This window comes from Streptomyces sp. NPDC051582 (assembly GCF_040681715.1).
GTDB lineage: Bacteria > Actinomycetota > Actinomycetes > Streptomycetales > Streptomycetaceae > Streptomyces.
On the sequence record NZ_JBFAZJ010000005.1, the window covers coordinates 162,358 to 185,447 of the forward strand.

At 73.1% G+C, this 23,090-nt stretch carries 18 protein-coding genes and 1 pseudogene; 9 read left to right on the forward strand and 10 right to left on the reverse strand.

Going from position 1 to position 23,090, the window contains the following annotated elements; genetic code table 11:
* The 4 genes from AB0M92_RS09715 to AB0M92_RS09730 all read right to left on the reverse strand — a co-directional run bounded on the left by AB0M92_RS09715 (position 1) and on the right by AB0M92_RS09730 (position 6,787).
* Entirely contained in the window at positions 1-1,434 is a 1,434-nt protein-coding gene (locus tag AB0M92_RS09715) for a S28 family serine protease (protein WP_366101549.1), read from the reverse strand.
* Positions 1,435-1,518: 84 nt separating this feature from the next.
* Positions 1,519-1,920 carry a hypothetical protein gene (locus AB0M92_RS09720; RefSeq protein ID WP_366101550.1) on the reverse strand — a complete coding sequence of 134 codons (402 nt, stop codon included), beginning with the start codon at positions 1,918-1,920 and terminating at the stop codon, positions 1,519-1,521.
* Positions 1,921-2,038: 118 nt separating this feature from the next.
* A complete protein-coding gene (locus AB0M92_RS09725; RefSeq protein WP_366101551.1) occupies positions 2,039-5,908 on the reverse strand; it encodes an ABC transporter ATP-binding protein in 3,870 nt (1,289 codons plus the stop codon).
* Positions 5,909-6,025: 117 nt separating this feature from the next.
* Entirely contained in the window at positions 6,026-6,787 is a 762-nt protein-coding gene (locus AB0M92_RS09730) for a GntR family transcriptional regulator (RefSeq protein ID WP_366101552.1), read from the reverse strand.
* Positions 6,788-6,939: 152 nt separating this feature from the next.
* On the opposite strand from AB0M92_RS09730, the pseudogene AB0M92_RS09735 reads away from it, so the two are divergent.
* Positions 6,940-7,329: pseudogene (locus AB0M92_RS09735) on the forward strand (ATP-binding protein); the annotation flags it as partial.
* A gap of 25 nt (positions 7,330-7,354) precedes the next feature.
* Here the strand turns inward: AB0M92_RS09735 and AB0M92_RS09740 are convergent.
* Both AB0M92_RS09740 and speB read right to left on the reverse strand, forming a co-directional pair.
* Positions 7,355-9,043, reverse strand: coding sequence for a thiamine pyrophosphate-binding protein (locus AB0M92_RS09740; RefSeq protein WP_366101553.1), 1,689 nt, complete (start codon positions 9,041-9,043; stop codon positions 7,355-7,357).
* A 26-nt stretch (positions 9,044-9,069) separates the two neighbouring features.
* Positions 9,070-10,041, reverse strand: coding sequence for an agmatinase (speB, locus tag AB0M92_RS09745; RefSeq protein ID WP_048479426.1), 972 nt, complete (start codon positions 10,039-10,041; stop codon positions 9,070-9,072).
* A gap of 115 nt (positions 10,042-10,156) precedes the next feature.
* On the opposite strand from speB, the gene AB0M92_RS09750 reads away from it, so the two are divergent.
* From AB0M92_RS09750 to tesB, 4 genes are all read left to right on the forward strand, one after another.
* Complete coding sequence (locus tag AB0M92_RS09750) at positions 10,157-11,683, forward strand: helix-turn-helix domain-containing protein (protein WP_366101555.1); 1,527 nt, start codon at positions 10,157-10,159, stop codon at positions 11,681-11,683.
* Positions 11,684-11,846: 163 nt separating this feature from the next.
* Positions 11,847-12,170, forward strand: a complete 324-nt coding sequence (locus AB0M92_RS09755; protein ID WP_366101556.1) for a hypothetical protein — start codon at positions 11,847-11,849, stop codon at positions 12,168-12,170.
* 171 nt (positions 12,171-12,341) lie between these two features.
* Entirely contained in the window at positions 12,342-13,499 is a 1,158-nt protein-coding gene (locus tag AB0M92_RS09760; RefSeq protein ID WP_366101557.1) for an acyl-CoA dehydrogenase family protein, read from the forward strand.
* Positions 13,500-13,517: 18 nt separating this feature from the next.
* Positions 13,518-14,396: an acyl-CoA thioesterase II gene (gene tesB, locus AB0M92_RS09765; RefSeq protein WP_366101558.1), complete on the forward strand. Its 879-nt coding sequence runs from the start codon at positions 13,518-13,520 to the stop codon at positions 14,394-14,396.
* A gap of 12 nt (positions 14,397-14,408) precedes the next feature.
* On the opposite strand, the gene AB0M92_RS09770 is transcribed toward tesB, so the two are convergent.
* Both AB0M92_RS09770 and AB0M92_RS09775 read right to left on the reverse strand, forming a co-directional pair.
* Positions 14,409-15,275: a DUF4253 domain-containing protein gene (locus AB0M92_RS09770; protein ID WP_366101559.1), complete on the reverse strand. Its 867-nt coding sequence runs from the start codon at positions 15,273-15,275 to the stop codon at positions 14,409-14,411.
* 182 nt (positions 15,276-15,457) lie between these two features.
* Entirely contained in the window at positions 15,458-15,919 is a 462-nt protein-coding gene (locus tag AB0M92_RS09775; RefSeq protein ID WP_366101560.1) for a MarR family transcriptional regulator, read from the reverse strand.
* A 78-nt stretch (positions 15,920-15,997) separates the two neighbouring features.
* Between AB0M92_RS09775 and AB0M92_RS09780 the strand changes: the two genes are divergently transcribed.
* Positions 15,998-16,858: an SDR family NAD(P)-dependent oxidoreductase gene (locus tag AB0M92_RS09780; RefSeq protein ID WP_366101561.1), complete on the forward strand. Its 861-nt coding sequence runs from the start codon at positions 15,998-16,000 to the stop codon at positions 16,856-16,858.
* Positions 16,859-16,935: 77 nt separating this feature from the next.
* Here the strand turns inward: AB0M92_RS09780 and AB0M92_RS09785 are convergent, their stop codons facing one another.
* Both AB0M92_RS09785 and AB0M92_RS09790 read right to left on the reverse strand, forming a co-directional pair.
* A complete protein-coding gene (locus AB0M92_RS09785) occupies positions 16,936-17,742 on the reverse strand; it encodes a phosphatase (RefSeq protein WP_366101562.1) in 807 nt (268 codons plus the stop codon).
* A 56-nt stretch (positions 17,743-17,798) separates the two neighbouring features.
* On the reverse strand, positions 17,799-18,377 hold the full coding sequence (locus tag AB0M92_RS09790) for a TetR/AcrR family transcriptional regulator (protein WP_366101563.1): 579 nt from the start codon (positions 18,375-18,377) through the stop codon (positions 17,799-17,801).
* A 99-nt stretch (positions 18,378-18,476) separates the two neighbouring features.
* On the opposite strand from AB0M92_RS09790, the gene AB0M92_RS09795 reads away from it, so the two are divergent.
* Genes AB0M92_RS09795 through AB0M92_RS09805 form a run of 3 tightly spaced genes read left to right on the forward strand, consistent with a single transcriptional unit; the run spans position 18,477 to position 23,089 of the window.
* The gene (locus tag AB0M92_RS09795) at positions 18,477-20,093 is read left to right on the forward strand and encodes a carboxyl transferase domain-containing protein (RefSeq protein WP_366101564.1); all 1,617 of its coding nucleotides are present in this window, start codon (positions 18,477-18,479) and stop codon (positions 20,091-20,093) included.
* Positions 20,094-20,123: 30 nt separating this feature from the next.
* Positions 20,124-22,157 carry a biotin carboxylase N-terminal domain-containing protein gene (locus tag AB0M92_RS09800; protein WP_366101565.1) on the forward strand — a complete coding sequence of 678 codons (2,034 nt, stop codon included), beginning with the start codon at positions 20,124-20,126 and terminating at the stop codon, positions 22,155-22,157.
* An 11-nt stretch (positions 22,158-22,168) separates the two neighbouring features.
* Positions 22,169-23,089: a hydroxymethylglutaryl-CoA lyase gene (locus AB0M92_RS09805; protein WP_366101657.1), complete on the forward strand. Its 921-nt coding sequence runs from the start codon at positions 22,169-22,171 to the stop codon at positions 23,087-23,089.
* Position 23,090: the final 1 nt, after the last annotated feature.

Genomic DNA, 23,090 nt, shown 5'->3' on the forward strand with positions numbered 1-23,090 from the left:
CTACGGCCGCAGCTGCGGCTCGCGCTCCATCTGCTTCTGGTCGAGCACCGCGTCGGGCTTCGCCAGCGGCGTGGCCCGGCCCGCGTCGGCGAGCGCGGCGGCGGGGGCGACCCCGGCCCACTGCAGGATCTTCTGCGTGGCCAGTGCCTTCTCGCCGTCCAGGAGCTTGGAGACGCTGGCCCCGTGGTTGGCGCCCGGCGCGATCATCACGTAGCTGTCGCGGACGGAGTAGCCGAGGTGGAACGGTTCGGCACCCCACGGGTCGTTCTGGCCGTACACGAACAGCATCTGGTGGGCGTTGTTCTTCACCCAGTTGTCGACGTCCGCCATGACCCCGGGCTGGAAGGTCATCGGGATGTCGCGGGGCACGAAGTTGCGCGGCGGCTGGTAGCCGTAGCGGCTCAGGCCCTTCAGGTGCGGCTGCTTGATGTCGGGCGAACCGAGCTGCGTACCCGCCTGGTAGTAGTACGGCGTGTACGTCTCCAGGCCCTGGTCGGCGTAGGCCGAGAAGCCGGAGATCGTGTCGATCGAGTCCCAGATCTCCTGGTCGCTCGCGGTCGCGGCGGCCGGGATCGAGGCGCAGTCGGCCAGCAGGCTGTACTGCCAGAAGGCCCACACGTAGTCGAGCACGACGGCCTCGTAGGCCTTGTCGAGGTTGCCGACGGTGGTGAAGGTCCAGCCGTTCTCGGCGGCGGCGGCCGCGTACTTGGCCTCCAGCGGCTCACGGCGTACGAGCGCCTCGCGCTGCACCGCGTTCAGCTTGTCGCGGCACTCCTTCGTGCCGACCTTGGCGAAGAACCGGTCGTACGCCGAGTCCTCCTTGTTGACGACGTCGTTCGGCGCGACGTACGCGACGACACCGTCCATGTCGCGCGGGTAGTAGCGCTCGTAGTACGTCGCCGTCATGCCGCCCTTGCTGCCGCCCGTGGCCAGCCAGTTCTTCTTGTAGACCTTCTTCAGGGCGGTGTAGATGCGGTGCTGGTCGCTGGCGGCCTGCCAGATGTCCAGGTCCGACCAGTTGGCCGGATCGGGCCGGGAGGGCGTGAAGAACCGGTACTCCAGCGACACCTGGTTGCCGTCGACGATGGTCGTCGGCTCGCTGCGGCGCGGGCTGGTGTTGACGTTGTAGCCGGAGGTGAAGAAGACCGTGGGCCGCGAGACGTCCTTGTGCAGCAGGGTGAGGCGCTGCTTGAAGGTGCCCTTCGACGGGTTCCGGTGGTCGACCGGCTGCTCGTAGTTCAGTACGAAGAAGCGGTACCCGGGGTACTCCTTCTCCTCGATCAGACTCATCCCCGCAATGGCGAGGATCTCGTCCTTGATGTCCGTCGCGGCGGACGGCCCTGCGGCGGTGGCCGCCTGGGCCGTGAAGCCGGCCGCGCCCATGGTGCCGATCAGCATCACGAGCGACAGCAGCCAGCCGAGCGTCTTGCGCATTCACCCTCCCCTGAGTTCACTTCGGTCGCCCGTGAACCTAGCGGGGCCAACGCGCCGCTGACCAGACCTAGTTGGGCCGCTCGTTCAGCACAGGATCCAGCCGGAATCAGCTGATCCGGCCTCGATGCTCCCCTTTACATACACGCAGCGGCTGATCGAACCGACGGTGACAGGTCCGGCATATCGGGTGAATTGCCCGGCATCGCCGACCGGGACCCCACCGCGCGGCTGGATGCTCACCGACATCGCCCGGCGCCGGCCCGGGTCACCGGCGACGGTCACCGCACAGGCCTGCGTACGGCTCTTGTAGACGCGCACCTCGCCCGTCGGCAGCGGCAGCGTCCTGACCAGGTCACCCCCGCAGCCGCCGGTCGCCGCGTGCGCCGCGGGCGCCGCGAGCAGCCCGCCGGCGCACAGCATCAGCCCGGCCACGAACACCCGCACCGACGCGGCCCCCCGGCCGCGTCCCTTCCGTCCGTACTCCACCCTGTCCCCCGATCGGTCGTACGCGACACGTACGCACGTACGACGCCCAGACCCCCCGGATGGTTGCTTGCTGCAAGATCCGGGGGGTCTGCGAGTCGGGGCGGGAACGCGGCGGGAGTCAGGCGGCGGCTCGTTCGTCCTCGCCGACGAAGGTGCGCCACAGTTCGGCGTAGCGGCCGCCGCGGGCCACGAGTTCGGCGTGGGTGCCGTCCTCCACGACCCGGCCGCGGTCCATGACCACGACGCGGTCGGCGCGCGCGGCCGTGGTCAGCCGGTGCGCCACCACGAGGGTGGTGCGCTTGCCGGCGAGCCGGTCGGTGGCCCGGTTGACCTGTGCCTCCGTGGCCAGGTCGAGCGCTGCGGTGGCCTCGTCGAGCAGCAGCACGTCCGGGTCGACGAGTTCGGCGCGGGCCAGCGCGATCAGCTGGCGCTGCCCTGCCGACAGGTTGCGGCCGCGCTCGGCGACGGTGTGCAGGTAGCCGCCGTCGAGGGTGGCGATCATGTCGTGGGCGCCCACCGCGCGGGCGGCCGCCTCCACCTCGGCGTCGCCCGCCCCGGGCCGCCCGTACGCGATGGCGTCGCGGACCGTCCCCGGGAAGAGGTACGGCTCCTGGGGGACCACCCCGAGCCGGTGGCGGTACTCGGTCAGGTCCAGCTCCCGCAGGTCGGCGCCGTCGGCGGTGACCCGGCCGGAGGTCGGGTCGTAGAACCGGGCCACGAGCTTGACCAGCGTGGACTTGCCGGCGCCGGTCTCGCCGACGAAGGCGACGGTCTGGCCGGCGGGTATCCGCAGGCTGATTCCGGCCAGCGCGTCGCCCTTCTCGCCGCGCTCCTCGGCGGTGCCGTACGCGAACCTCACGTCCTCGAAGGCGATCTCGCCGCGCAGCTCCTCGACCGCGCGCGGGTCGGCCGGGCGGGGGGTGCTGGTGGGCTCGCGCAGCAGCCCCTGGATCCGGCCGAGCGAGACGGTGGCCTGCTGGTAGCCGTCGAAGACCTGGGAGAGCTGCTGGACGGGGGCGAAGAACAGGTCGATGTAGAGCAGGTACGCCACCAGCGCGCCGGTGGTGAGGGTGCCCGCCTCGACCCGGCCCGCGCCGACGATCAGCACGGCGGCCGCGGCCCCGGAGGACAGCAGCTGCACGAAGGGGAAGTAGACGGATATCAGCCACTGGCCACGCACCCGGGCCTGGCGGTACGAGTCGCTCCGCTCCGCGAACCGGGCGGCGCCGGCCCGCTGGCGGCGGAAGGCCTGGACGATGCGCAGCCCGGAGACGGACTCCTGGAGGTCGGCGTTGACCAGGCTGACCCGGTCGCGGGCGAGCTCGTACGCGGCGACCGACTTGCGGCGGAACACGATCGTGCCGACGACGAGCACGGGGAGGGTGGCGAAGACGATGAGCGCGAGCTCGACGTCGAGGACGAGCAGGGCGATCAGGATGCCGAAGAAGGTGAAGACGGAGACGACCGCGGTGACGAGCCCGGTCTGCAGGAAGCTGGAGAGGGCGTCCACGTCGGTGGTCATCCGGGTCATGATCTTGCCGGTCAGCTCGCGCTCGTAGTAGTCGAGGCCGAGGCGCTGGAGCTGGGCGAAGATCTTGACGCGCAGGGCGTACAGGACGCGCTCGCCGGTGCGCCCGGTCATCCGGGTCTCGGCGAACTGGGCGGCCCACTGCGCGACGACGACGCCGAGCGCGAGAACGGCGGCCACCCAGACGGCGCCGAGGGCTGCTTGTTCGACGCCCTTGTCGATTCCGTGCCGGATCAGGATCGGCAGCAGCAGCCCGGAGCCGGCGTCGACGGCGACGAGGCCGAGGCTGATGGAGAGGGGTGCCCAGAAACCGCTGAGCAGCCGGCGCAGGTTGTAGCTCTCCTCTGCGGCCGCGGCGCGCTCCTCGTCCACGGCCGGCACGTCGTCGGCGGGCGGCAGCGCGGCCACCTGGGCGAGCAGTTCGGGGGTCGCCGGCATGCCGGCGACGGCGCCCGCCACGGTGGCGCCCGGTACGCCGGTTCCGGGCGCGCCGGTCGCGGCTGCGGTACCGGCGGCGGACTCCGCGTCCTCCTCCTCTTGTTCCTCCTGGCGGCGCCAGAGCTCCGGGGTCACCCCGTCCACGACCCGCCGCTTGGCGTTGACCGGCTCGGAGTCGATCTCGGCTTCGAGCTCGATGTCCCGTTCCAGCCTGCCCTCGATGTCCCGCTCGAACTCGGCCATCGCGGGCGCCTCGGGGGTGCGCGGCGAGCCGGCGCCCAGCGCGTCCGGGTCGGTGAGCAGGCGCCGGTAGAGGGGCGAGCGGCGCTCCAGCTCCTCGTGCGTACCGATGTCGCAGAGCCGCCCGCGGTCGAGGACGGCGATCCGGTCGGCCAGCCCGAGCGTGGAGCGGCGGTGGGCGATCAGGAGGGTGGTGCGGCCGGCCATGACGGCGCGCAGCGCCTCGTGGATCTCGTGCTCGACGCGGGCGTCGACGGCCGAGGTGGCGTCGTCGAGGAGCAGCAGCCGGGGGTCGGTGAGGATGGCGCGGGCGAGCGCGATGCGCTGGCGCTGGCCTCCGGAGAGGGTGAGCCCCTGCTCGCCGACCTTGGTGTCGTACCCGGCGGGCAGGGCCTGGATGAACGATTCGGCCTGGGCGGCGCGGGCGGCGGCCTCGACCTGCGCCTCGGTCGCCTCGGGATGCCCGTACGCGATGTTGGCGCGGATGGTGTCGGAGAAGAGGAACGAATCCTCCGGAACGAGCCCGATGGCCGCGCGCAGCGAGTCGTACGTCAGCTCGCGCACGTCGTGTCCGCCGACGCGGACGGTGCCGCGGTCGGCGTCGTAGAAGCGGGGCAGGAGGAGGGAGACGGTGGACTTTCCGGAGCCGGAGGCCCCGACGACGGCGACGGTCTCGCCTTCGGCGATGGAGAGCGAGAACCCGTCGAGGACGGGCCGCTCCGGGTCGTACCCGAAGCCGACCCCGTCGAACTCGACGGTGGCGGGGGCGTCGGCGGGCAGCTCCCGCGTGCCCTCTTCGATGACGGGCTCGGTGTCGATGAGCTCGAAGACGCGCTCGACGCCGGCGCGGGCCTGCTGGCCGACGGTGAGGACCATGGCGAGCATGCGGACGGGGCCGACGAGCTGGGCGAGGTAGGTGGAGAAGGCGACGAACGTGCCCAGGGTGATGTGCCCCTGGGTGGCCATCCAGCCGCCGAGCGCCAGCATGGCGACCTGCCCGAGGGCGGGTACGGCCTGCAGGGCGGGGGTGTAGCGGGAATTGAGCCGGATGGTCCGCATCCGGCCGGCGAACAGCCGGCGCCCGGCTTCGCGCAGCTTGCCGGTCTCCTGCTCCTCCTGGCCGAAGCCCTTGACGACGCGGACGCCGGTCACGGCTCCGTCGACGACGGTGGCGACGGCGGCGGCCTGCCCCTGGGCCCACCAGGTGGCGGGGAAGAGCTTCTTGCGGCTGCGCTTGGCGATGAACCAGAGGGCGGGGGCCATGAGCAGCGCGACGAGGGTCAGCAGCGGGGACAGCGCCAGCATGATCCCGAGGGATATCCCGAAGAGGAGGAAGTTCCCGATGGTCATGGGCAGCATGAAGAGCAGGCCCTGGATCAGCTGGAGGTCGCTGGTGGCGCGCCCGATGACCTGGCCGGTGGACAGCTCGTCCTGGCGCCGCCCGTCGAGGCGGGCGATGGTGTCGTACATGTCGGTGCGCAGGTCGTGCTGGACGTCGAGCGCGAGGCGGCCGCCGTAGTACCTGCGTATGTAGGTCAATACGTACACGAGGACCGCGGCGCCTATGAGGAGCCCGGCCCAGACGCCCATGGGCTTGGTGTGGTCGCCTATGACGTCGTCGATGATCACCTTGGTGACCAGGGGTACGAGGGCCATGACGGCCATGCCCGCCAGTGAGGACCCCAGGGCGAGCAGCACATTGGTCCGGTACCGCCAGGTGTAGGCGATGAGCCGCCTGGCCCAGCCCTGTTTCTCGCCCGTTGCCGTCGCTGCCGCCGCCACGTCGTCCTCCCCGTTAGTCCGGTCCTGCCGCTCCTCCAACGCCGCGACCGGCGGATTTCATCCCGCCGCAACATTCGCACGGGCGTGCGCGGACGGCACACGGAACGCACGCCTGACCTACGGGGCGTCGAAGGCGTACTCCAGGACGTAAGCGGAGGCGTCGAGGGTCATCTCGTTCACCTCGACCGCCAGGCCCTCGGCGGTGAAGGCGGTACGGGAAACGAGGACCACCGGGGTCCCGGACGCGAGGCCGAGCCGTTCGACCTCCTCGGCGCCGGGCATCCGGGAGCGGACCTCCTCGCGGAACCGGACGGGCTTGCGGCCGAGGTCGGCCAGGCGGGCGTAGATGCCACCGGGGCCGGAGTCGGGCTCGGCGATGCGGGTGCCTGCCGCGAGGCCCGCGTCGAGGTAGGAGCTGGCCAGCATGACGGGCTTCCCGTCGAGCAGGAACCTCCTCCGGCGGACGCAGACGCCGGCCCCTTCCGCAAGGTCGAGGACTGCGGCGACCGCCGGAGGAGCCGGTTCCTCACCGACCGAAAGGAACTCGACGACGGGTTCACGGTCCTCCGTGTCGGCGGCCCAGATGGACCTCCCCTCGCCCCAGACCTCGGCAGCCAGCCGCTGGACACCGCGGCGGCGGATCAGCCGGAACTCACGCACGAAGACGCCGGCACCTTTGCGAGCCTCGGCAAGACCCTCGGTCTGGAGCACGCCGAGTGCTTGACGCGCGGTCATGCGGGCGACACCGTGCGCGGCCATCAGGTCGTTCTCGCCGGGCAGCCGGTCACCGGGCCCGTACGTACCGGCCTGGATGGCCGCCTTCAGCTCTGTGGCGATCCGCTGGTACTTGGGCTGGCGCCCGGAGCTGTCACTCGGCATGCGTCCTCCTGATCATCTCTAGACATCGTAGGCGCGAAATGCGGCAGAGCCCGTGCAGCGGAAATCATCTCGCGAGACATCTCTAGAGAACCCTTGACCCGGGTCGCGACTGGCGCTTGACTCGATGCATCTCTAGAGATGTGAGGTGCCTTGTGGAACCACGCCCTGCGTCGCAGCTCGACGCCTTCTGGCTCCTGCCGCGGACCCCGCGGACGCCCGGCTGGGCACGCGCCTTCTTCCGCGCCCAGGCCCGCTCCTGGGGAGTCGCCCCGCAGATCGTGGAGGCGGCCGAGCTGGCGCTGTCGGAACTGGTCACCAACGCCGTGCGGCACGCGCGCGCTCCCCGCGGGCGCGAGATCGGCGTCAAGGCGCAGTGGGACGGCGCCTCCCTGCGCGTCGAGGTCGCCGACGCCGGACCCTGGGCGGAACTGGAACCGCTGGCGCACTGCCCCGACTGCGAAGACGGGCGCGGCCTCGCCGTCGTCGCCGCCGTGGCCGCCCGCTGGGGCGTTGAGCCCCGCCCGCACGGCATCGGCAAGACGGTCTGGGCGGAGTTCGCCGGGGCGGTTACGGCAGGTGGGTCGGGGCGAACATCTTCAGGGTGGCAGGGAGGACCACGACCGACGGGCCCGGGGTCTTCAGGGCCTGGGACAGGTCCTCGCGAAGGGTTTCCGGGGTCGTCGTCGTCGCCGGGACGCCGAAGGACTCGGCCAGGGCCTTGAAGTCCGGGCGGGTGAGTTCGGTGGCCGCCGTGCGGCCTTCGAAGGCGTCCGTCATGTACTCGCGCAGGATGCCGTATCCGCCGTCGTCCACGATCAGCCAGGTCACGTCCAGGTCGTGCTGCTTCGCCGTCGCCAGGTCCGCGATCGAGTACATCGCGCCGCCGTCGCCGGAGACCGCCAGGACCGGGGTGCCCGGTTCCGCGGCGCAGGCGCCGAGGGCCGCCGGGAAGGCGTAGCCGAGGCCGCCGGCGCCCTGCGCCGAGTGCATCGTGTTCGGGTGCTTCGCGTCGAACGCCGACCAGGCCCAGTAGGACAGGATCGTCATGTCCCAGAAGGACGGGGAGCGGGCGGGCAGGGCGGCGCGGATCGATGTGAGGAGGCCGCGCTCCAGCGCCACGTCCTGAGCCGACAAGCGGGTCTCGATCTCCGACAGGAGCAGCCGGACCCGTTCCGGGGCCTGGGGGTCCTGGCGTTCGCCGACCGTTTCCAGGAGGGCCTGGAGGGCCAGGCGGGCGTCCGCGTGGATGCCGAGGGCCGCGTGGTTGGACTCCAGCTTGCCGAGGTCCGCCTCGATCTGGACGGTCCGGCCCGTCGGGATGAAGGTGTGGTAGTTCGACGACAGTTCGCCCAGCCCCGAGCCGACCACCAGGAGGACGTCCGCGTCCTCCAGGAAGTCCGTCGTGTGGCGGTCCTCCAGCCAGGACTGGAGGGACAGCGGGTGGGTCCACGGGAAGGCGCCCTTGCCGCCGAACGTGGTGACCACCGGGGCGTTCAGCCGCTCCGCCAGCTGCCGCAGCTTGCCCGCCGCGTCCGAGCGGATCACCCCGCCGCCCGCGATGACGACGGGGCGGGAGGCCCGCTCCAGCCAGTGCGCCGCGAGCGCGGTGAGCTCGGGGCGCGGGGCCAGTTCGTGCGGACTCGCGTCCACGGCCGTGACCTGCGGAATCACCGTCTCCGCACGCAGCACGTCCTCGGGGATCTCCACCCAGACCGGGCCGTGCGGGGCGGTCAGCGCCGATTCCCAGGCCTCCGCGATCACGGAGGGGATCTGCGAGGGCGTACGGGCCGTGTGGACCGACTTCACCACGTCCCGGAACGAGGCCGACTGGTCCCGCAGCTCGTGCAGGTGCCCGCGCCGCCCGCCGCCCAGGCCCGCCACCGGGACCTGAGAGGCGATGGCGAGGACGGGCGCCGAGGCGGCGGCCGCCTCGGCCAGGGCCGGCAGGGCCATCAGCGCGCCCGGGCCGGTCGACAGCAGCAGCGGAACCGCCTCGCCCGTGATGCGGCCGTACGCGTCGGCGGCGAAGCCCGCGTTGTTCTCCGTACGGAGCCCGATCAGCCGCAGGTCGGAGCGGCCGACCGCGTCGAAGAGGGAGAGTGCGTGCTGCCCCGGCAGACCGAAGACGGTGGTCGCGCCGAGGCCGCGGAGCGTCTCCACGACCAGGTCCCCGCCCGTCCGCCCCGGCGGCGGCGCGAGGGCGGCCGCCCGCTGGGCGTCGGTGGGACGGAGAACCAGGTCGTGGTCGTGCGTCACGTGCGCTTACTCGCCCTTCTGGGGTGCTACTTCGCCTTCTTCGCGGCGGCGATCTGGCGGCTCATGATCGTCGTCAGCTCGTACGCGGTGTGCGAGGCCGCGACCGAGGTGATCTCGGCGTGATCGTACGCCGGGGCGACCTCGACGACGTCCGCCGAGACCAGGTTGCAGGAGGACAGGCCGCGGATGATCTCCAGCAGCTCGCGGGAGGTCATGCCGCCCGCCTCCGGCGTGCCGGTGCCGGGCGCGTGCGCCGGGTCCAGGACGTCGATGTCGATCGAGATGTACAGCGGACGGTCGCCGATGCGCTGGCGCAGCTGGTCCGCGACCTCGTCGGCGCCGCGCCGGTAGACGTCGGCGGAGGTCACGATGCCGAAGCCCATCTTGGCGTCGTCGTCGAGGTCCTGCTTGCCGTACAGCGGGCCGCGCGTGCCGACGTGCGAGAGCGCCTCGGTGTCGAGGATGCCCTCCTCCACGGCGCGGCGGAACGGGGTGCCGTGCGTGTACTCGGCGCCGAAGTACGTGTCCCAGGTGTCCAGGTGGGCGTCGAAGTGCAGCAGCGCCACCGGGCCGTGCTTCTTCGCGACGGAGCGCAGCAGCGGGAGGGCGATGGTGTGGTCGCCTCCGAGGGTCATCAGGCGGGAACCGGCGCCGAGGAGCTCGTCCGCGGCGGCCTCGACCGTCTCGACGGCCTCGTTGATGTTGAAGGGGTTCACGGCGATGTCGCCGGCGTCCGCCACCTGCGCGAGCGCGAAGGGGGAGGCGTCCTGCGCCGGGTTGTACGGGCGCAGCAGGCGCGAGGCCTCGCGGATGGCGTTGCCGCCGAAGCGGGCGCCGGGGCGGTACGAGACGCCCGAGTCGAACGGGACACCGACGACGGCGACGTCCGCCGAGCCGACCTCGTCCAGGCGGGGCAGCCGGGCGAAGGTGGCGGGACCCGCGTAGCGCGGGATGCGGGAGGAGTCGACCGGTCCGCGCGGCGTCTGCTCGGTGCTCATTGGGGGGTGCCCTTCTGGAGGTCCTACGTGCGGTCCTTCGAGCGTAAGCCGGTGCCCGCGGGGCGCGAAGTGTACGTTTTATCCATCGACCGCCTGCGATGTGTACGGAGTATCCATGGAGCCGCGCCCCTCTCCGCCCGCGCCGCCCACCCCGGCGGTGCCGCTCGGCGCGCTGCTCGCCGACCGGGAACTGGGGCTGCGGCACCTCGCGGGGCCCGCCGGGGCCGAGGTGCGCGGGGTGCACGCCTCCGAGATGGCCGACCCCTCGCCGTACCTGCTGGGCGGGGAACTGCTGCTCACGGCCGGTGCCGGGGCCGAGACCGGGCTCGACCCCGAGGCCGATCCCGACGGCTACGTGGCCCGGCTGGTCGCGGCCGGGGCCGCCGCCCTCGGCTTCGGCGTGGCGCCGGTCCACGAGGAGGTGCCGCCCGCGCTGGCCGAGGCCTGCGCCCGGCACGGACTGCCGCTGCTGGAGGTGCCGCCGCGGACCCGGTTCACGGCCGTCGCCCGCGCCGTCTGGCGGCTCATGGCCGAGGCGCGGACCCGCGAGCTGCGCCGGGTCACCGAGGCGCAGCAGGCCCTCGCCGCAGCGGCCGCCCGCCCCGATCCGGTCCCGGCGGTACTGTCCCGCCTCGCGGCGAGCCTGGGCGGCTGGGCCGCCCTCCTGGCCCCGGAGTCGGGGCCGCCCGCGGCCGCCGACGCCCCGGCGGCTCCCGACGAACCCGCCGTCGGGGTCGTACGGGCCGCCGGGGCCGGTATCGGTGCCGGTATCGGGGCCGGTATCGGGGCCGGCATCGGTGCCGGTATCGGGACCGGCGTCGGCGTCGGCGAGGAGGTGCTCGGGGCCGTTCGGGGGCTGGCCCGGCGGGTGGCGGGCGGAGCGGCGGCCACCGCCACCGACTCCGCGGGCGGAACGCACCTGGCCGTCTACGCCGTCGGCGGCGGCCGGATGCTGGCTCTCGCCACCCCGGCCCGGGCCCCCGGCGACCACACCATCGCCTCCATCGCCGCCGTCCTGCTGACCCTGCTCACCGCGGAGCGGCCCGCCGGGACCGAGGCCGCCGCGCTCACCCGCCTGCTGCTCGGCGGCTCTCCCGCCGAGGCGCTCGGCCCCGGGCCCTGGTACGCCGTCCGGGCCGCCGGCGCCGGGGACCCGCAGGCCCTCGCCGCCGCGCTGGGCACCGTACTGCTGGACCCGGACGGGGCGGCCGTACGGCTCCTCACCGACCGGGAGCCCGCCCCGCAGCCCGGGTGGCGGCTCGGGGTCAGCGCCCCGGCCGGGCCCGACGCGCTGGCCGGGGCCGACGCGCAGGCCCGCCGGGCCCTGGACCGCGCCGAGGCGACCCGTACCCCGATGGCCCGGCACACCCGGCCCGGCCTCGCGGGGCTCGTCGGCGAGGCCGAGGCCCGGGCCCACGCCGCGGCCCTGCTCGGCCCGCTCTCCCCCGCCCTGCGGGAGACCCTGCGCGCCTGGCTGGCCCACCACGGCAGCTGGGACCGCAGCGCCGCCGCCCTCGGCGTGCACCGCAACACGGTCCGCCAGCGCATCGCGCGCACCGCGGCCCTCCTCGACCGCGACCTCGACGACCCGGACACCCGGATGGAGCTGTGGTTCGCGCTGACCCGGACCCCGCAGGCCTGACCGGGCGGGACCCGGAGCGCCCCCGGGCGGGACCCGGACCGGAGCAGGGGCGGCTGCGCCGTACGGATGGACTCGGGGCTTCCGGCGGCGGGCTCGCCACCTCGCGGCGCGCGGCGGCCTACGTTCGCACTGCTCCCCCACCCCCTCCCCGAAAGGCACCACCGTGCGTTCGATCCGCCTCGCCCTGACCGCTCTCGCCGCCGGCGGCTTCATCCTGGCCGGCGCGTCCGCCGCCTCCGCCGACGACACCTTCACCGTGTACGCGCCGATCGACAACACGTACTCGATCGTCTTCGGCGACCTGTCCCAGGTGGCCGGCGACGACGTGTTCAACGCCGGCCGCGACAACACGGTCGGTTCCCACAACGGCGCGGCCCCGGCCGGCGACATCGGCATGTCCTCGCTGCCCGGGACCCAGATCATGAGCAACGAGGCCCTGATGCACGGCGCCGCCGGCCAGTGGACCGGCAAGATGCTCGGCAAGTGAGCGTCGGCGCCCGGCCGGCGGCTCGCCCCGCCGGCCGGGCGCCGGACATCACACCCGGCACCCCTCCACGACTCTGGACAGCCCACCCGACCCACCGGTAACTTAGTGGTCTGAGCAAGCGCTTAGACACGGCGCGACAGCGCGACGGGCGACAGGATCGAGGAGGCGGCTGTGCGCCGTACCGTTTTCAACGAGGACCACGAAGCGTTCCGCGAGACCATCCGCGCCTTCATAGAGGCCGAGGTCGTCCCCGTCTACGACGAGTGGTTCGCCGCCGGCCAGGCGCCGCGCGACTTCTACTACAAGCTCGGCGAGCTGGGCATCTTCGGCATCAACGTCCCCGAGGAGTTCGGCGGCGCGGGCCTGGACACCCACAAGTTCGAAGCCGTCCTGTACGAGGAGACCGCCCGCGCGGGCGTGAACTTCGGCGGCTCCGGCGTGCACGTGCTGCTCGCGCTCCCCTACATCAAGATGCTGGCCGACGTCGAGCAGAAGAAGCGGTACCTGCCGAAGTTCGTCTCCGGTGAGGAGATGTGGGCCCTCGCCATGACCGAGCCGGGCACCGGCTCCGACGTCGCGGGCATGAAGACCACCGCCAAGCTCTCCGAGGACGGCACGCACTACGTCCTCAACGGCTCCAAGACCTTCATCACCGGCGGCGTGCACGCCGACCGCGTGATCGTCTGCGCCCGCACCGCCGCCCCGCGCGAGGACGACCGCCGCTTCGGCATCTCCCTGTTCGCCGTGGACACCAAGTCCGAGGGCTACTCGATCGGCCGCAAGCTGGACAAGCTGGGCCTGCGCACCTCCGACACCGCCGAGCTGGCGTTCGTCGACGTCAAGGTCCCGGTCGAGGACCTGATGGGCGAGGAGGGCAAGGGCTTCTACTACCTCGGCCACAACCTGGCCTCCGAGCGCTGGGGCATCGCGTTCGGCGCGTACGCCCAGGCCGCCGCGGCCGTCCGCTTCGCCCAGCAGTACGTCACCGACCGCACGGTCTTCGGCAAGCCGGTCGCGCACTTCCAGAACACCAAGTTCGAACTGGCCGCCTGCCAGGCCGAGGTGGACGCCGCCCAGGCCGTCGCGGACCGCGCCCTGGAGGCCCTGGACGCCGGCGAGCTGACCCCCGCCGAGGCCGCCTCCGCGAAGCTGTTCTGCACCGAGGTCGCGCACCGCGTGATCGACCGCTGCCTCCAGCTGCACGGCGGCTACGGCTACATGAACGAGTACCCGATCGCGCGCCTGTACGCCGACAACCGCGTCAACCGCATCTACGGCGGCACCAGCGAGATCATGAAGTCCATCATCGCCAAGGCGATGGGACTGTAAGGCCCTGGCCTTCACTCCATGAACGAGGCACTGACGACGCTCCTCGATCTGCTCGACCTGGAGCAGATCGAGGAGAACATCTTCCGCGGTACCAGCCGTTCGGCGCTGGTACCGCGCGTCTTCGGCGGCCAGGTCGCGGCCCAGGCCCTGGTCGCGGCCGGGCGGACCGTACCCGCGGACCGCACGGCGCACTCGCTGCACTCGTACTTCCTGCGCGCCGGGGACCCGGGCGCGCCGATCGTCTACGCCGTCGACCGGATCCGTGACGGGCGCTCCTTCACCACCCGCCGGGTCGTCGCCGTCCAGCACGGCCAGCCGATCTTCCACCTCTCCGCGTCCTTCCAGACGTACGAGGAGGGCCTCGACCACCAGACGGTGATGCCGGACGCGCCCGATCCGGAGACCCTGCCGACGGCCGCCGAGGCGCTGCCCGCGTACCGGGAGGTCTTCCGCGACCCGGGCACGGTGGAGCGGCTGATCGAGGCGCGGGGCGCCGTGGACCTGCGGTACGCGACCGTCCCGCCCTGGGGCAGCGTCGGCAAGCCGGTCGAGCCGCGCTCGCAGGTGTGGTTCCGCACGGCGGGGAAGCTGGAGAGCGACGACGCGCTCCTGCACACCTGCCTGGCCACGTACGTCTCGGACATGACCCTGCTCGACTCGGTGCTGCTCGCGCACGGCCGGGGCGGCTGGGCGGTCGGCGACGTCGTGGGCGCCTCGCTGGACCACGCGATGTGGTTCCACCGGCCGTTCCGGGCCGACGAGTGGCTGCTGTACGACCAGGAGTCCCCGTCGGCCGCGGCCGGACGCGGGCTCGGGCAGGCCCGGATCTGGACCCAGGACGGCCGCCTGGCCGTGACCGTCATCCAGGAGGGCGTCGTACGCGTCCCGCGCGCCTGACGCCCCTCCCCCTCAATCCCACCAGAACCCCCAGTGGCCGACGCCGGTCACCGCCTCGTCCGCGTAGGCGCGGACGCTGCCGGAACCCTGCCAGACGTTGTCGGGGCAGAACGCGAAGTGCTCGGCGGCCACCGGCAGGGCCGCGACCGTCGTCGGGGGCGCAGCGGCCACCGACAGGTGGAGCTCGTCGAAGCCGAGGGCTATGACGCGGGCGCCGAACCGCTCCTCCCACGAGCGCACGACGGTGGTGAGCACGGCCGTGTCGTCCTCGTGGTTCACCGCTCCCTGCCAGCCCATCGCGGTGGGTACGTCGGCTCCCCGGGCGGCGGGGACCAGCGCGAGCCGCGGGCTCGGCAGGACCCCGTCCCTGATGAGCTCGTCCGCGAGGGCGAGGGCGACCTCCTCCGGGTCCTCCCGCACCGTCCGGTGCTCCGCCAGGCCCGGCCAGTCGCGGCCGAAGGGGGCTATGAGGCCCGCACCGTCGGGCCCCTCCCCCTCCTCGGGATCGGGGACGACCCCGACCCAGAACTCGCGCAGCACCGGCTCGACGTGGTGGTCGTCGGGGTCGGACATCGAGCCGGGGCGCAGCTCGTCACGGGCCCACCAGCCCTCCAGACCGCGCCGCTCGTGGAGCAGCACCGCCTGAAGACCCGCGCCGTCCCGGGCGAGGCGGGCCCGGCAGGCGGCCAGCACGCCGACGCCGATGGGCTCGTCGGAGACCCACAGCAGCGGCTCGCGGCGCGCCCGGGACCGCAGCAGGGTCCGCCCGGCGGGCCCGGCGATGATCGTGCCGGGCGGCAAGTCCAGCCCCAGGGCGCGGCCTTGCGGGTCTTCGGCCAGCAGGGACAGCGCGTTCTGCTTCTTCGGCGGTTTCGTCACGCCTTCGACGCTAGGGGGTGTCCGCGAAGTCCCGCCTGTCCCGCGGCGCCCGGCACGTGCTCTCGCCGCACCGGACACCGCGGGCCCGCCCTGCGGGCGGACGCCGCCACTTCGCGGACACCCCCTGGCCCTCGGCACTGACAACGCCCTTCGGCTCAAGGGGCGGTGGCCCGGGCGAAGGGCTACGACTCGGGCTGGGCCTTGAGTTTGGCCCAGATGGCTTCCAGCGCGGCTATGTCCGCTTCGTCGAGGCGGTCGTCGAAGACCTCGGCGAGGGCCTCGCGGCGGGTGGCGTCGGCCTCCGCGAAGGCGCGGCGGCCCGCCTCGGTGAGGGCGATGCCCACGGACCGGGCGTCCGTGGGCGACGGGACCCGCTCGACCAGGCCGCGGGCCCGGAGCGAATCGGCGACGCGGGAGACCTGGCTGCGGCTGAGCAGGGTCCTGGCGCCCAGCTCGGAGGGGGCGACCGGCTCCTGCTGCACGCTCAGCCACAACATCACCTCGAACCACGACAACGGCAGGTCGTGCCGGCGCGTGAGCGCTTGGTCGACCCGGGCGGTGAGGGTGGTGCCGGCCCAGACCAGGCCGTAGAAGGCGTGGTCGCGGGGGGTGAGGCCGTCCAGGTTGAGATTCGTGTGCGCCATGCGGGAAGGATACCGGGTTGCGTGCACACGCACACATCGTTAATGTGTGTGTGCACGCACAAATCTAAGGAGCCTTCCATGAGCACCAACACCGCCGCCAAGACCGTCCTCATCACCGGCACCTCCTCCGGCATCGGCCTGGCCGCCGCGGTCGCCACCGCCCGGGCGGGCTGGCACACCGTCGCCACCATGCGGGACACCACGCGCGCCGAGGCCCTGAACAAGGCCGCCGCCGAGGCAGGCGTCTCCGACCTGGTCCAGGTCAAGCGGCTCGACGTGACGGACGCGGACTCCGTGGCCGCGTGCGTGGCCGAGGTCGTCGCCGAGCACGGACACCTCGACGCGGTCGTGAACAACGCGGGCGCCGGCTTCGTGGGCACGATCGAGCAGCACGGGATGGAGCGGCTGCGCAGCGTCATGGAGGTCAACTTCTTCGGCGTGGCCGAACTCACCCGGGCCGCCCTCCCCCACCTGCGCGCCTCGGGCGGCCGGGTCATCACCGTGACGAGCGTCGGCGGCGTCGTCGGCCAGCCGTTCAACGAGTCCTACTGCGCGGCCAAGTTCGCCGTCGAGGGCTTCATGGAGTCCCTGGCTCCGGTCGCCGCGGCCGCGGGCGTCCAGGTGGCCGTCGTCGAACCGGGGGCCGTCGCCAGCGAGTTCGTGAACAACGTCGGGCTCGACATCCCGGCGCTGCTCACCCAGGCGGGCCCGTACGCCCCGTCCCTCCAGGCCTACATCAACCACGCCATGCAGTCCTTCGGCAGCGACACCGCCCAGACCCCCGAGCAGGCGGCGGCTCCGGTCGTCGACGCGCTGACCGCCGAGAAGATGCCGTTCCGGATCCAGACCTCCGACTGGGCGCGCGACTTCGTCGGCATGAAGCTCGCCGACCTCGACGGCTCCGCCGTCCAGACCGAGATGACGAACTGGCTCGGCTAGTCGGCGGCCCCGCCGGGCCGGCGGGGCCGCGGCGACGCCCCCGCCGGACGCCCCGGGCGCCCCCGCCGGACGTCCCCCTAGAGCAGGCCCGCCGCCGACAGCAGGTACGCGACCATCGGGTCGTAGAAGCGCGGGTCGCGGACGTGGTCGTCGAGGGGGACCGCCACCTGGAGGGTGCCCTCCGCCTCGCCGACGAACAGCGCCGGGTCGTTGCAGTCCGCGTACCCCACCGCGTCCAGCCCGCGCTGCGCCGCGCACCCCGCCCAGCCGTGGTCGGCGACGACCAGGTCCGGCTGGGGACGGTTCTCCGCCGTCAGACCGTCCAGGATCGCGGCCATCGGCTCCGGGGAGTGGGTGTGCCACAGCGTGGCACCCCGCTCCAGCACGGCGACGTCCGCGAACTGCCACACCGAGCCCTCGTCCGCCACCAGGCCCGCGGGGATCACCACGATCTCGCAGCCCGCCGCGCGCAACGCCGCCGCCGTCGCCCGGTGGACGTCCAGGAGCCCGCCCGGGTGCCCCGTGGCGAACAGGACGCTCTGCCGGTCCAGGGCGGCCTTGCGCAGCCGCGCCGCCATCCGGTCCAGGCCGGCGACGGTCAGCTCCGGGTCGATGGTGTCCTGGCCGAAGCGGTACGCGGCGTCGTCGACGACCCCGACCCGCTCCGCCATCACGGCGAGCACGTCCTGCTCGTCGGTCCAGCGGTCGCCCAGCTCCAGGCCCAGCCAGTAGTGCCGGTCGCCGTTGGCCAGCTTGCGGTAGTGCGACAGGTTGTTCTCGCGCGGCGTCGCGACCTGACCCGAGATCCGGGTGCGGACCAGGTGGTCGACGAGCTCGGCGCGGCTCGGAACGTGCGTCTCTATCGGCTTCGGCATGCGGCCCATTCTGCCGCCGCCCGGCCCCCGGCGGCGGTGCCATTCCGACCAGCGGACGCGTCGCCTCACCCCGACAGCGCCCCGAACGCCCCGTGCGCGAGCCGCCGCAGGAGCGATTCCGTGGCCTCCCGGCCGAGCGCCGCCAGGTGGGGGGTGGAGTTGAGCAGGCCGAAGACGGCGTGCACGGACACCCGCACCTCGGCCTCGCCGACCTCCGGGTGCAGTTCCCGTACGACCTCCACCCACAGCTCGACGTACTGCCGCTGGAGCTGGCGCACCAGCTTGCGGTCCGCCTCGCGCAGCCGGTCCAGCTCCCGGTCGTGCAGGGTGATCAGCGCCCGGTCGTCGAGGGCGAAGTCGATGTGCCCGTCGATGAGGGAGGCCAGTACGCCGTCCGGGTCGCCCGCGGCCGCGGCCACGCGGTGGCGCCCGCCCGTCAGCAGCCGCTCGCTGATCCCGACGAGCAGCTCGGCCAGCATGGCGTCCTTGCCCGCGAAATGGCGGTAGAGGCCGGGGCCGCTGATGCCCACGGCCGCCCCTATCTCGTCCACGCCGACACCGTGGAAGCCGCGCGCGGCGAAGAGGCGGGCGGCCTCGCTGAGGATCTGCTCGCGACGGGTCGGGGCGGCGGCTCTGGTGCTCATGGGAATCCATTCTAGACAGGGCCGTTAGCGCTCGTTAACCTAAGCTGTACATGCGTTAACGCTCATTAACAGCGTGCACCGAGCAAGGGAGCTCGACCGATGCAGCAGGCACCAGTGCTGACGAGCGCCGCGGACCCGGCGTCCGAGGCCTGGCGGACCAACGAGGCCGCCCACCGCGAGCTCACCGAAGGGCTGCGCGCCCGGCTCGACGCGGCCCGGCTCGGCGGCGGCGAGAAGGCCCGCGCCCGCCACACCGCCCGCGGGAAGCTGCTCCCCCGCGACCGCGTGGACGCCCTCCTCGACCCCGGGTCCCCCTTCCTTGAGCTGGCCCCGCTGGCCGCCGAGGGCATGTACGGGGGCGCGGCCCCGGCCGCCGGGGTCATCGCCGGCATCGGCCGGGTCAGCGGTCGCGAGTGCGTGATCGTCGCGAACGACGCCACCGTCAAGGGCGGCACGTACTACCCGATGACCGTCAAGAAGCACCTGCGCGCGCAGGAAGTGGCCCTGGAGAATCGTCTCCCCTGCCTCTACCTGGTCGACTCCGGCGGCGCCTTCCTCCCCATGCAGGACGAGGTCTTCCCCGACCGGGAGCACTTCGGCCGCATCTTCTACAACCAGGCGCGCATGTCCGGCGCCGGCATCCCGCAGATCGCCGCCGTCCTCGGCTCCTGCACGGCGGGCGGCGCGTACGTCCCGGCGATGAGCGACGAGGCCGTCATCGTCCGCGGCCAGGGCACGATCTTCCTCGGCGGCCCGCCGCTGGTGAAGGCCGCCACCGGAGAGGTGGTCACGGCCGAGGAGCTCGGCGGCGGCGAGGTCCACTCCCGGACCTCCGGCGTCACCGACCACCTCGCGGAGGACGACGCGCACGCGCTGCGGATCGTCCGGAACATCGTGGCGACCCTGCCCGGGCGCGGGGCCCTGCCCTGGTCGGTCGAGGCCCCGGAAGAGCCGAAGGTGGACCCGTACGGGCTGTACGGCGCGGTCCCGGTCGACTCGCGCACCCCCTACGACGCCCGCGAGGTCATCGCCCGGATCGTGGACGGGTCCCGCTTCCAGGAGTTCAAGTCCGAGTTCGGGCAGACCCTGGTCACCGGCTTCGCCCGGATCCACGGCCACCCGGTCGGGATCATCGCCAACAACGGCATCCTGTTCTCCGAATCCGCCCAGAAGGGCGCGCACTTCATCGAGCTGTGCGACCAGCGCGGGATCCCGCTGCTCTTCCTCCAGAACATCTCCGGATTCATGGTCGGCCGCGACTACGAGGCCGGCGGCATCGCCAAGCACGGCGCCAAGATGGTCACGGCCGTGGCCTGCACCCGGGTCCCGAAGCTGACGGTGGTCGTCGGCGGCTCCTACGGAGCGGGCAACTACTCGATGTGCGGACGGGCGTACTCGCCGCGCTTCCTGTGGATGTGGCCCAACGCCAAGATCTCCGTGATGGGCGGCGAACAGGCCGCGTCCGTACTGGCGACCGTCAAGCGGGACCAGATCGAGGGCGCGGGCCAGCAGTGGCCGGCCGAGGACGAGGAGGCCTTCAAGGCCCCGGTCCGGGCGCAGTACGAGGAACAGGGCAACGCCTACTACGCCACGGCGCGGCTGTGGGACGACGGGGTCATCGACCCGATGGAGACCCGGCAGGTGCTGGGGCTGGCCCTGACCGCGTGCGCGAACGCCCCTCTGGGCGACTCGGGCTTCGGCATCTTCCGTATGTGACGTGTGGTCTGTGACGTGAGGACTTCATCGATGTTCAGCACTGTTCTGGTCGCGAACCGGGGCGAGATCGCGGTACGGGTCATCCGCACGCTGCGGGAGCTCGGCGTGCGGTCCGTGGCCGTCTTCAGCGACGCGGACGCGGACGCGCGGCACGTACGGGAGGCCGACACGGCCGTCCGGATCGGCCCGGCGGCGGCCGCCGAGAGCTACCTGTCGGTGGAGCGGCTGCTCGAAGCCGCCCGGCGCACGGGCGCCGAGGCGGTCCACCCCGGGTACGGCTTCCTCGCCGAGAACGCGGCCTTCGCGCAGGCCTGCGCCGACGCCGGCCTCGCCTTCATCGGGCCGCCGGCCGCCGCCATCAACCTGATGGGCGACAAGATCCGCGCCAAGGAGACCGTGAAGGCGGCGGGCGTGCCCGTCGTGCCGGGCTCCTCGGGCAGCGGCCTGACCGACGCCGAACTGGTCTCCGCCTCGTTGGAGATCGGCATGCCGGTACTGCTCAAGCCCTCGGCGGGCGGCGGCGGCAAGGGCATGCGGCTGGTGCGCGACGAGGCGGTGCTGGGCGAGGAGATCGCGGCGGCCCGCCGCGAGGCGCGGTCCTCCTTCGGCGACGACACGCTGCTCGTGGAGCGGTGGGTGGACCGGCCGCGGCACATCGAGATCCAGGTGCTGGCGGACGCCCACGGGAACGTGGTGCACCTGGGCGAGCGCGAATGCTCGCTCCAGCGCCGCCACCAGAAGGTCATCGAGGAGGCCCCGTCGGTCCTGCTCACCCCGGAGCTGCGGGCCTCGATGGGCGCGGCGGCGGTGGAGGCGGCGCGCTCCTGCGGGTACGTCGGCGCGGGGACGGTGGAGTTCATCGTCCCGGGCGGGGACCCGTCCTCGTACTACTTCATGGAGATGAACACCCGGCTCCAGGTGGAGCACCCGGTGACGGAGCTCGTCACCGGGCTGGACCTGGTGGAGCAGCAGCTGCGGGTCGCCTCGGGCGCCGAGCTGGGCTTCTCGCAGTCGGACATCGCCCTGAGCGGGCACGCGATCGAGGCGCGGGTCTGCGCCGAGGATCCGGCGCGCGGGTTCCTGCCGTCGGGCGGTACGGTGCTGGCGCTCTCCGAGCCGTCGGGCGGGTCCGTGCGGACGGACTCCGGGCTGGTGGCGGGGGTCGACACGGGCTCGACGTACGACCCGATGCTGTCGAAGGTGATCGCGTACGGGCCGGACCGGGCCACCGCCCTGCGGGTGCTGCGGGGCGCCCTCGCCGACACCGTGATCCTGGGTGTCCAGACCAACGCGGGTTTCCTGCGCCGTCTGCTGGCCCACCCGGACGTGGTGTCCGGGAACCTCGACACCGGGCTGGTGGAGCGGGACCTGGCCGGCATGCTGCCGGAAGGCGTCCCGCCGGAGGTGTACGCCGCGGCCGCGCTGCTGGCCCGGACGCCTCGAACGCCGACGGGGCCGGACGGATGGGTCGACCCGTTCGGGGCCGCCGACGGCTGGCGCCTCGGAGGCACCCCCGCCTGGACGGTCCGCCACTTCCGCCTCCCCGGCCAGGAACCCGTCGCGGTCCGCACCCGCCCGCAGGGCGCGCAGACCGAGCTCCTGCTCTGCGACGCCGGCCAGGATCCCGCCCCGGCCCGGGGCCGGGTCGTCAGCCGTACCCCCGGCCACCTCACGGTGGAACTCGACGGGCTCACGCACCGCTTCTCGTACGCCGCGTCCGCCGAGGGGGTCTGGCTGGGCCGCGAGGGCGACTCCTGGCACGTGCAGGGCCACGACCCGGTCGTCGCCGCCCTCACCGGCGCCGGGCACGCCGGCGCTGACACCCTCGCCGCCCCCATGCCCGGCACCGTCACCGTCGTCAAGGTGGCCGTCGGCGACAAGGTGGCCGCCGGGCAGAGCCTGCTCGTCGTCGAGGCGATGAAGATGGAGCACGTCATCTCCGCCCCGCACTCCGGCACGGTCACCGAGCTGGACGTCTCCCCCGGCAGCACCGTCGCCATGGACCAGGTCCTGGCCGTCGTCACCCCGGACGAGGACGAGGACGAGAAGGAGGAGACGTCGTGAACGGGCTGCCCATGACCGTCCCGGACCCCGGGCTGCCGGCCCGCGTCCGCATCCACGAGGTCGGCGCCCGAGACGGGCTGCAGAACGAGAAGACGGCCGTACCCACCGCCGTCAAGGCCGAGTTCATCCACCGGCTCGCCGCCGCCGGCCTCACCACCGTCGAGGCCACCAGCTTCGTGCACCCCAAGTGGGTGCCCCAGCTGGCCGATGCCGAGCAGCTGTTCCCGGAGCTGGGCGACCTCGCCGGGGTGCACCTGCCCGTCCTCGTCCCCAACGAGCGCGGCCTCGACCGCGCGCTCGGCCTCGGGGCCACCCGCATCGCCGTCTTCGGTTCGGCCACCGAGACCTTCGCCTCGCGCAACCTCAACCGGACCGTCGCCGAGTCCCTCGCCATGTTCGAGCCGGTCGTGGCCCGCGCCAAGGAGGGCGGGGCGCACGTGCGCGGCTACCTCTCCATGTGCTTCGGCGACCCGTGGGAGGGGCCGGTCCCGGTCCACCAGGTGGTCCGCGTGGCCAAGGCCCTGCTCGACCTCGGCTGCGACGAGCTGAGCCTGGGCGACACCATCGGCGTCGCCACCCCGGGCCACGTCCGGGCCCTCCTCGGCGAGCTGGGCGAGGCGGGCGTGCCCACCGACCGGATCGGCGTGCACTTCCACGACACCTACGGCCAGGCCCTGTCCAACACCCTCGCCGCGCTCCGGCACGGGGTCACCACCGTCGACGCCTCCGCAGGCGGCCTCGGCGGATGCCCGTACGCGAAGAGCGCCACCGGCAACCTCGCCACCGAGGACCTGGTGTGGATGCTCGACGGCCTCGGCATCGAGACCGGCGTCGATCTGACCGCCCTCACCGCCACGAGCGTGTGGATGGCCGAACAACTGGGCCGACCGAGCCCCTCCCGTACCGTCCGCGCCCTCTCCCACAAGGAGTAAC

Bases quoted from the DNA above. Each gene is read 5' to 3' on its own strand.
- AB0M92_RS09715 (WP_366101549.1), bottom strand. From the start codon at position 1,434: ATGCGCAAGACGCTCGGCTGGCTGCTGTCGCTCGTGATGCTGATCGGC.
- AB0M92_RS09730 (WP_366101552.1), bottom strand. From the start codon at position 6,787: ATGCCGAGTGACAGCTCCGGGCGCCAGCCCAAGTACCAGCGGATCGCC.
- speB (WP_048479426.1), bottom strand. From the start codon at position 10,041: ATGAGCACCGAGCAGACGCCGCGCGGACCGGTCGACTCCTCCCGCATC.
- AB0M92_RS09750 (WP_366101555.1), top strand. From the start codon at position 10,157: ATGGAGCCGCGCCCCTCTCCGCCCGCGCCGCCCACCCCGGCGGTGCCG.
- tesB (WP_366101558.1), top strand. From the start codon at position 13,518: ATGAACGAGGCACTGACGACGCTCCTCGATCTGCTCGACCTGGAGCAG.
- AB0M92_RS09775 (WP_366101560.1), bottom strand. From the start codon at position 15,919: ATGGCGCACACGAATCTCAACCTGGACGGCCTCACCCCCCGCGACCAC.
- AB0M92_RS09780 (WP_366101561.1), top strand. From the start codon at position 15,998: ATGAGCACCAACACCGCCGCCAAGACCGTCCTCATCACCGGCACCTCC.
- AB0M92_RS09785 (WP_366101562.1), bottom strand. From the start codon at position 17,742: ATGGGCCGCATGCCGAAGCCGATAGAGACGCACGTTCCGAGCCGCGCC.
- AB0M92_RS09790 (WP_366101563.1), bottom strand. From the start codon at position 18,377: ATGAGCACCAGAGCCGCCGCCCCGACCCGTCGCGAGCAGATCCTCAGC.
- AB0M92_RS09795 (WP_366101564.1), top strand. From the start codon at position 18,477: ATGCAGCAGGCACCAGTGCTGACGAGCGCCGCGGACCCGGCGTCCGAG.
- AB0M92_RS09800 (WP_366101565.1), top strand. From the start codon at position 20,124: ATGTTCAGCACTGTTCTGGTCGCGAACCGGGGCGAGATCGCGGTACGG.
- AB0M92_RS09805 (WP_366101657.1), top strand. From the start codon at position 22,169: ATGACCGTCCCGGACCCCGGGCTGCCGGCCCGCGTCCGCATCCACGAG.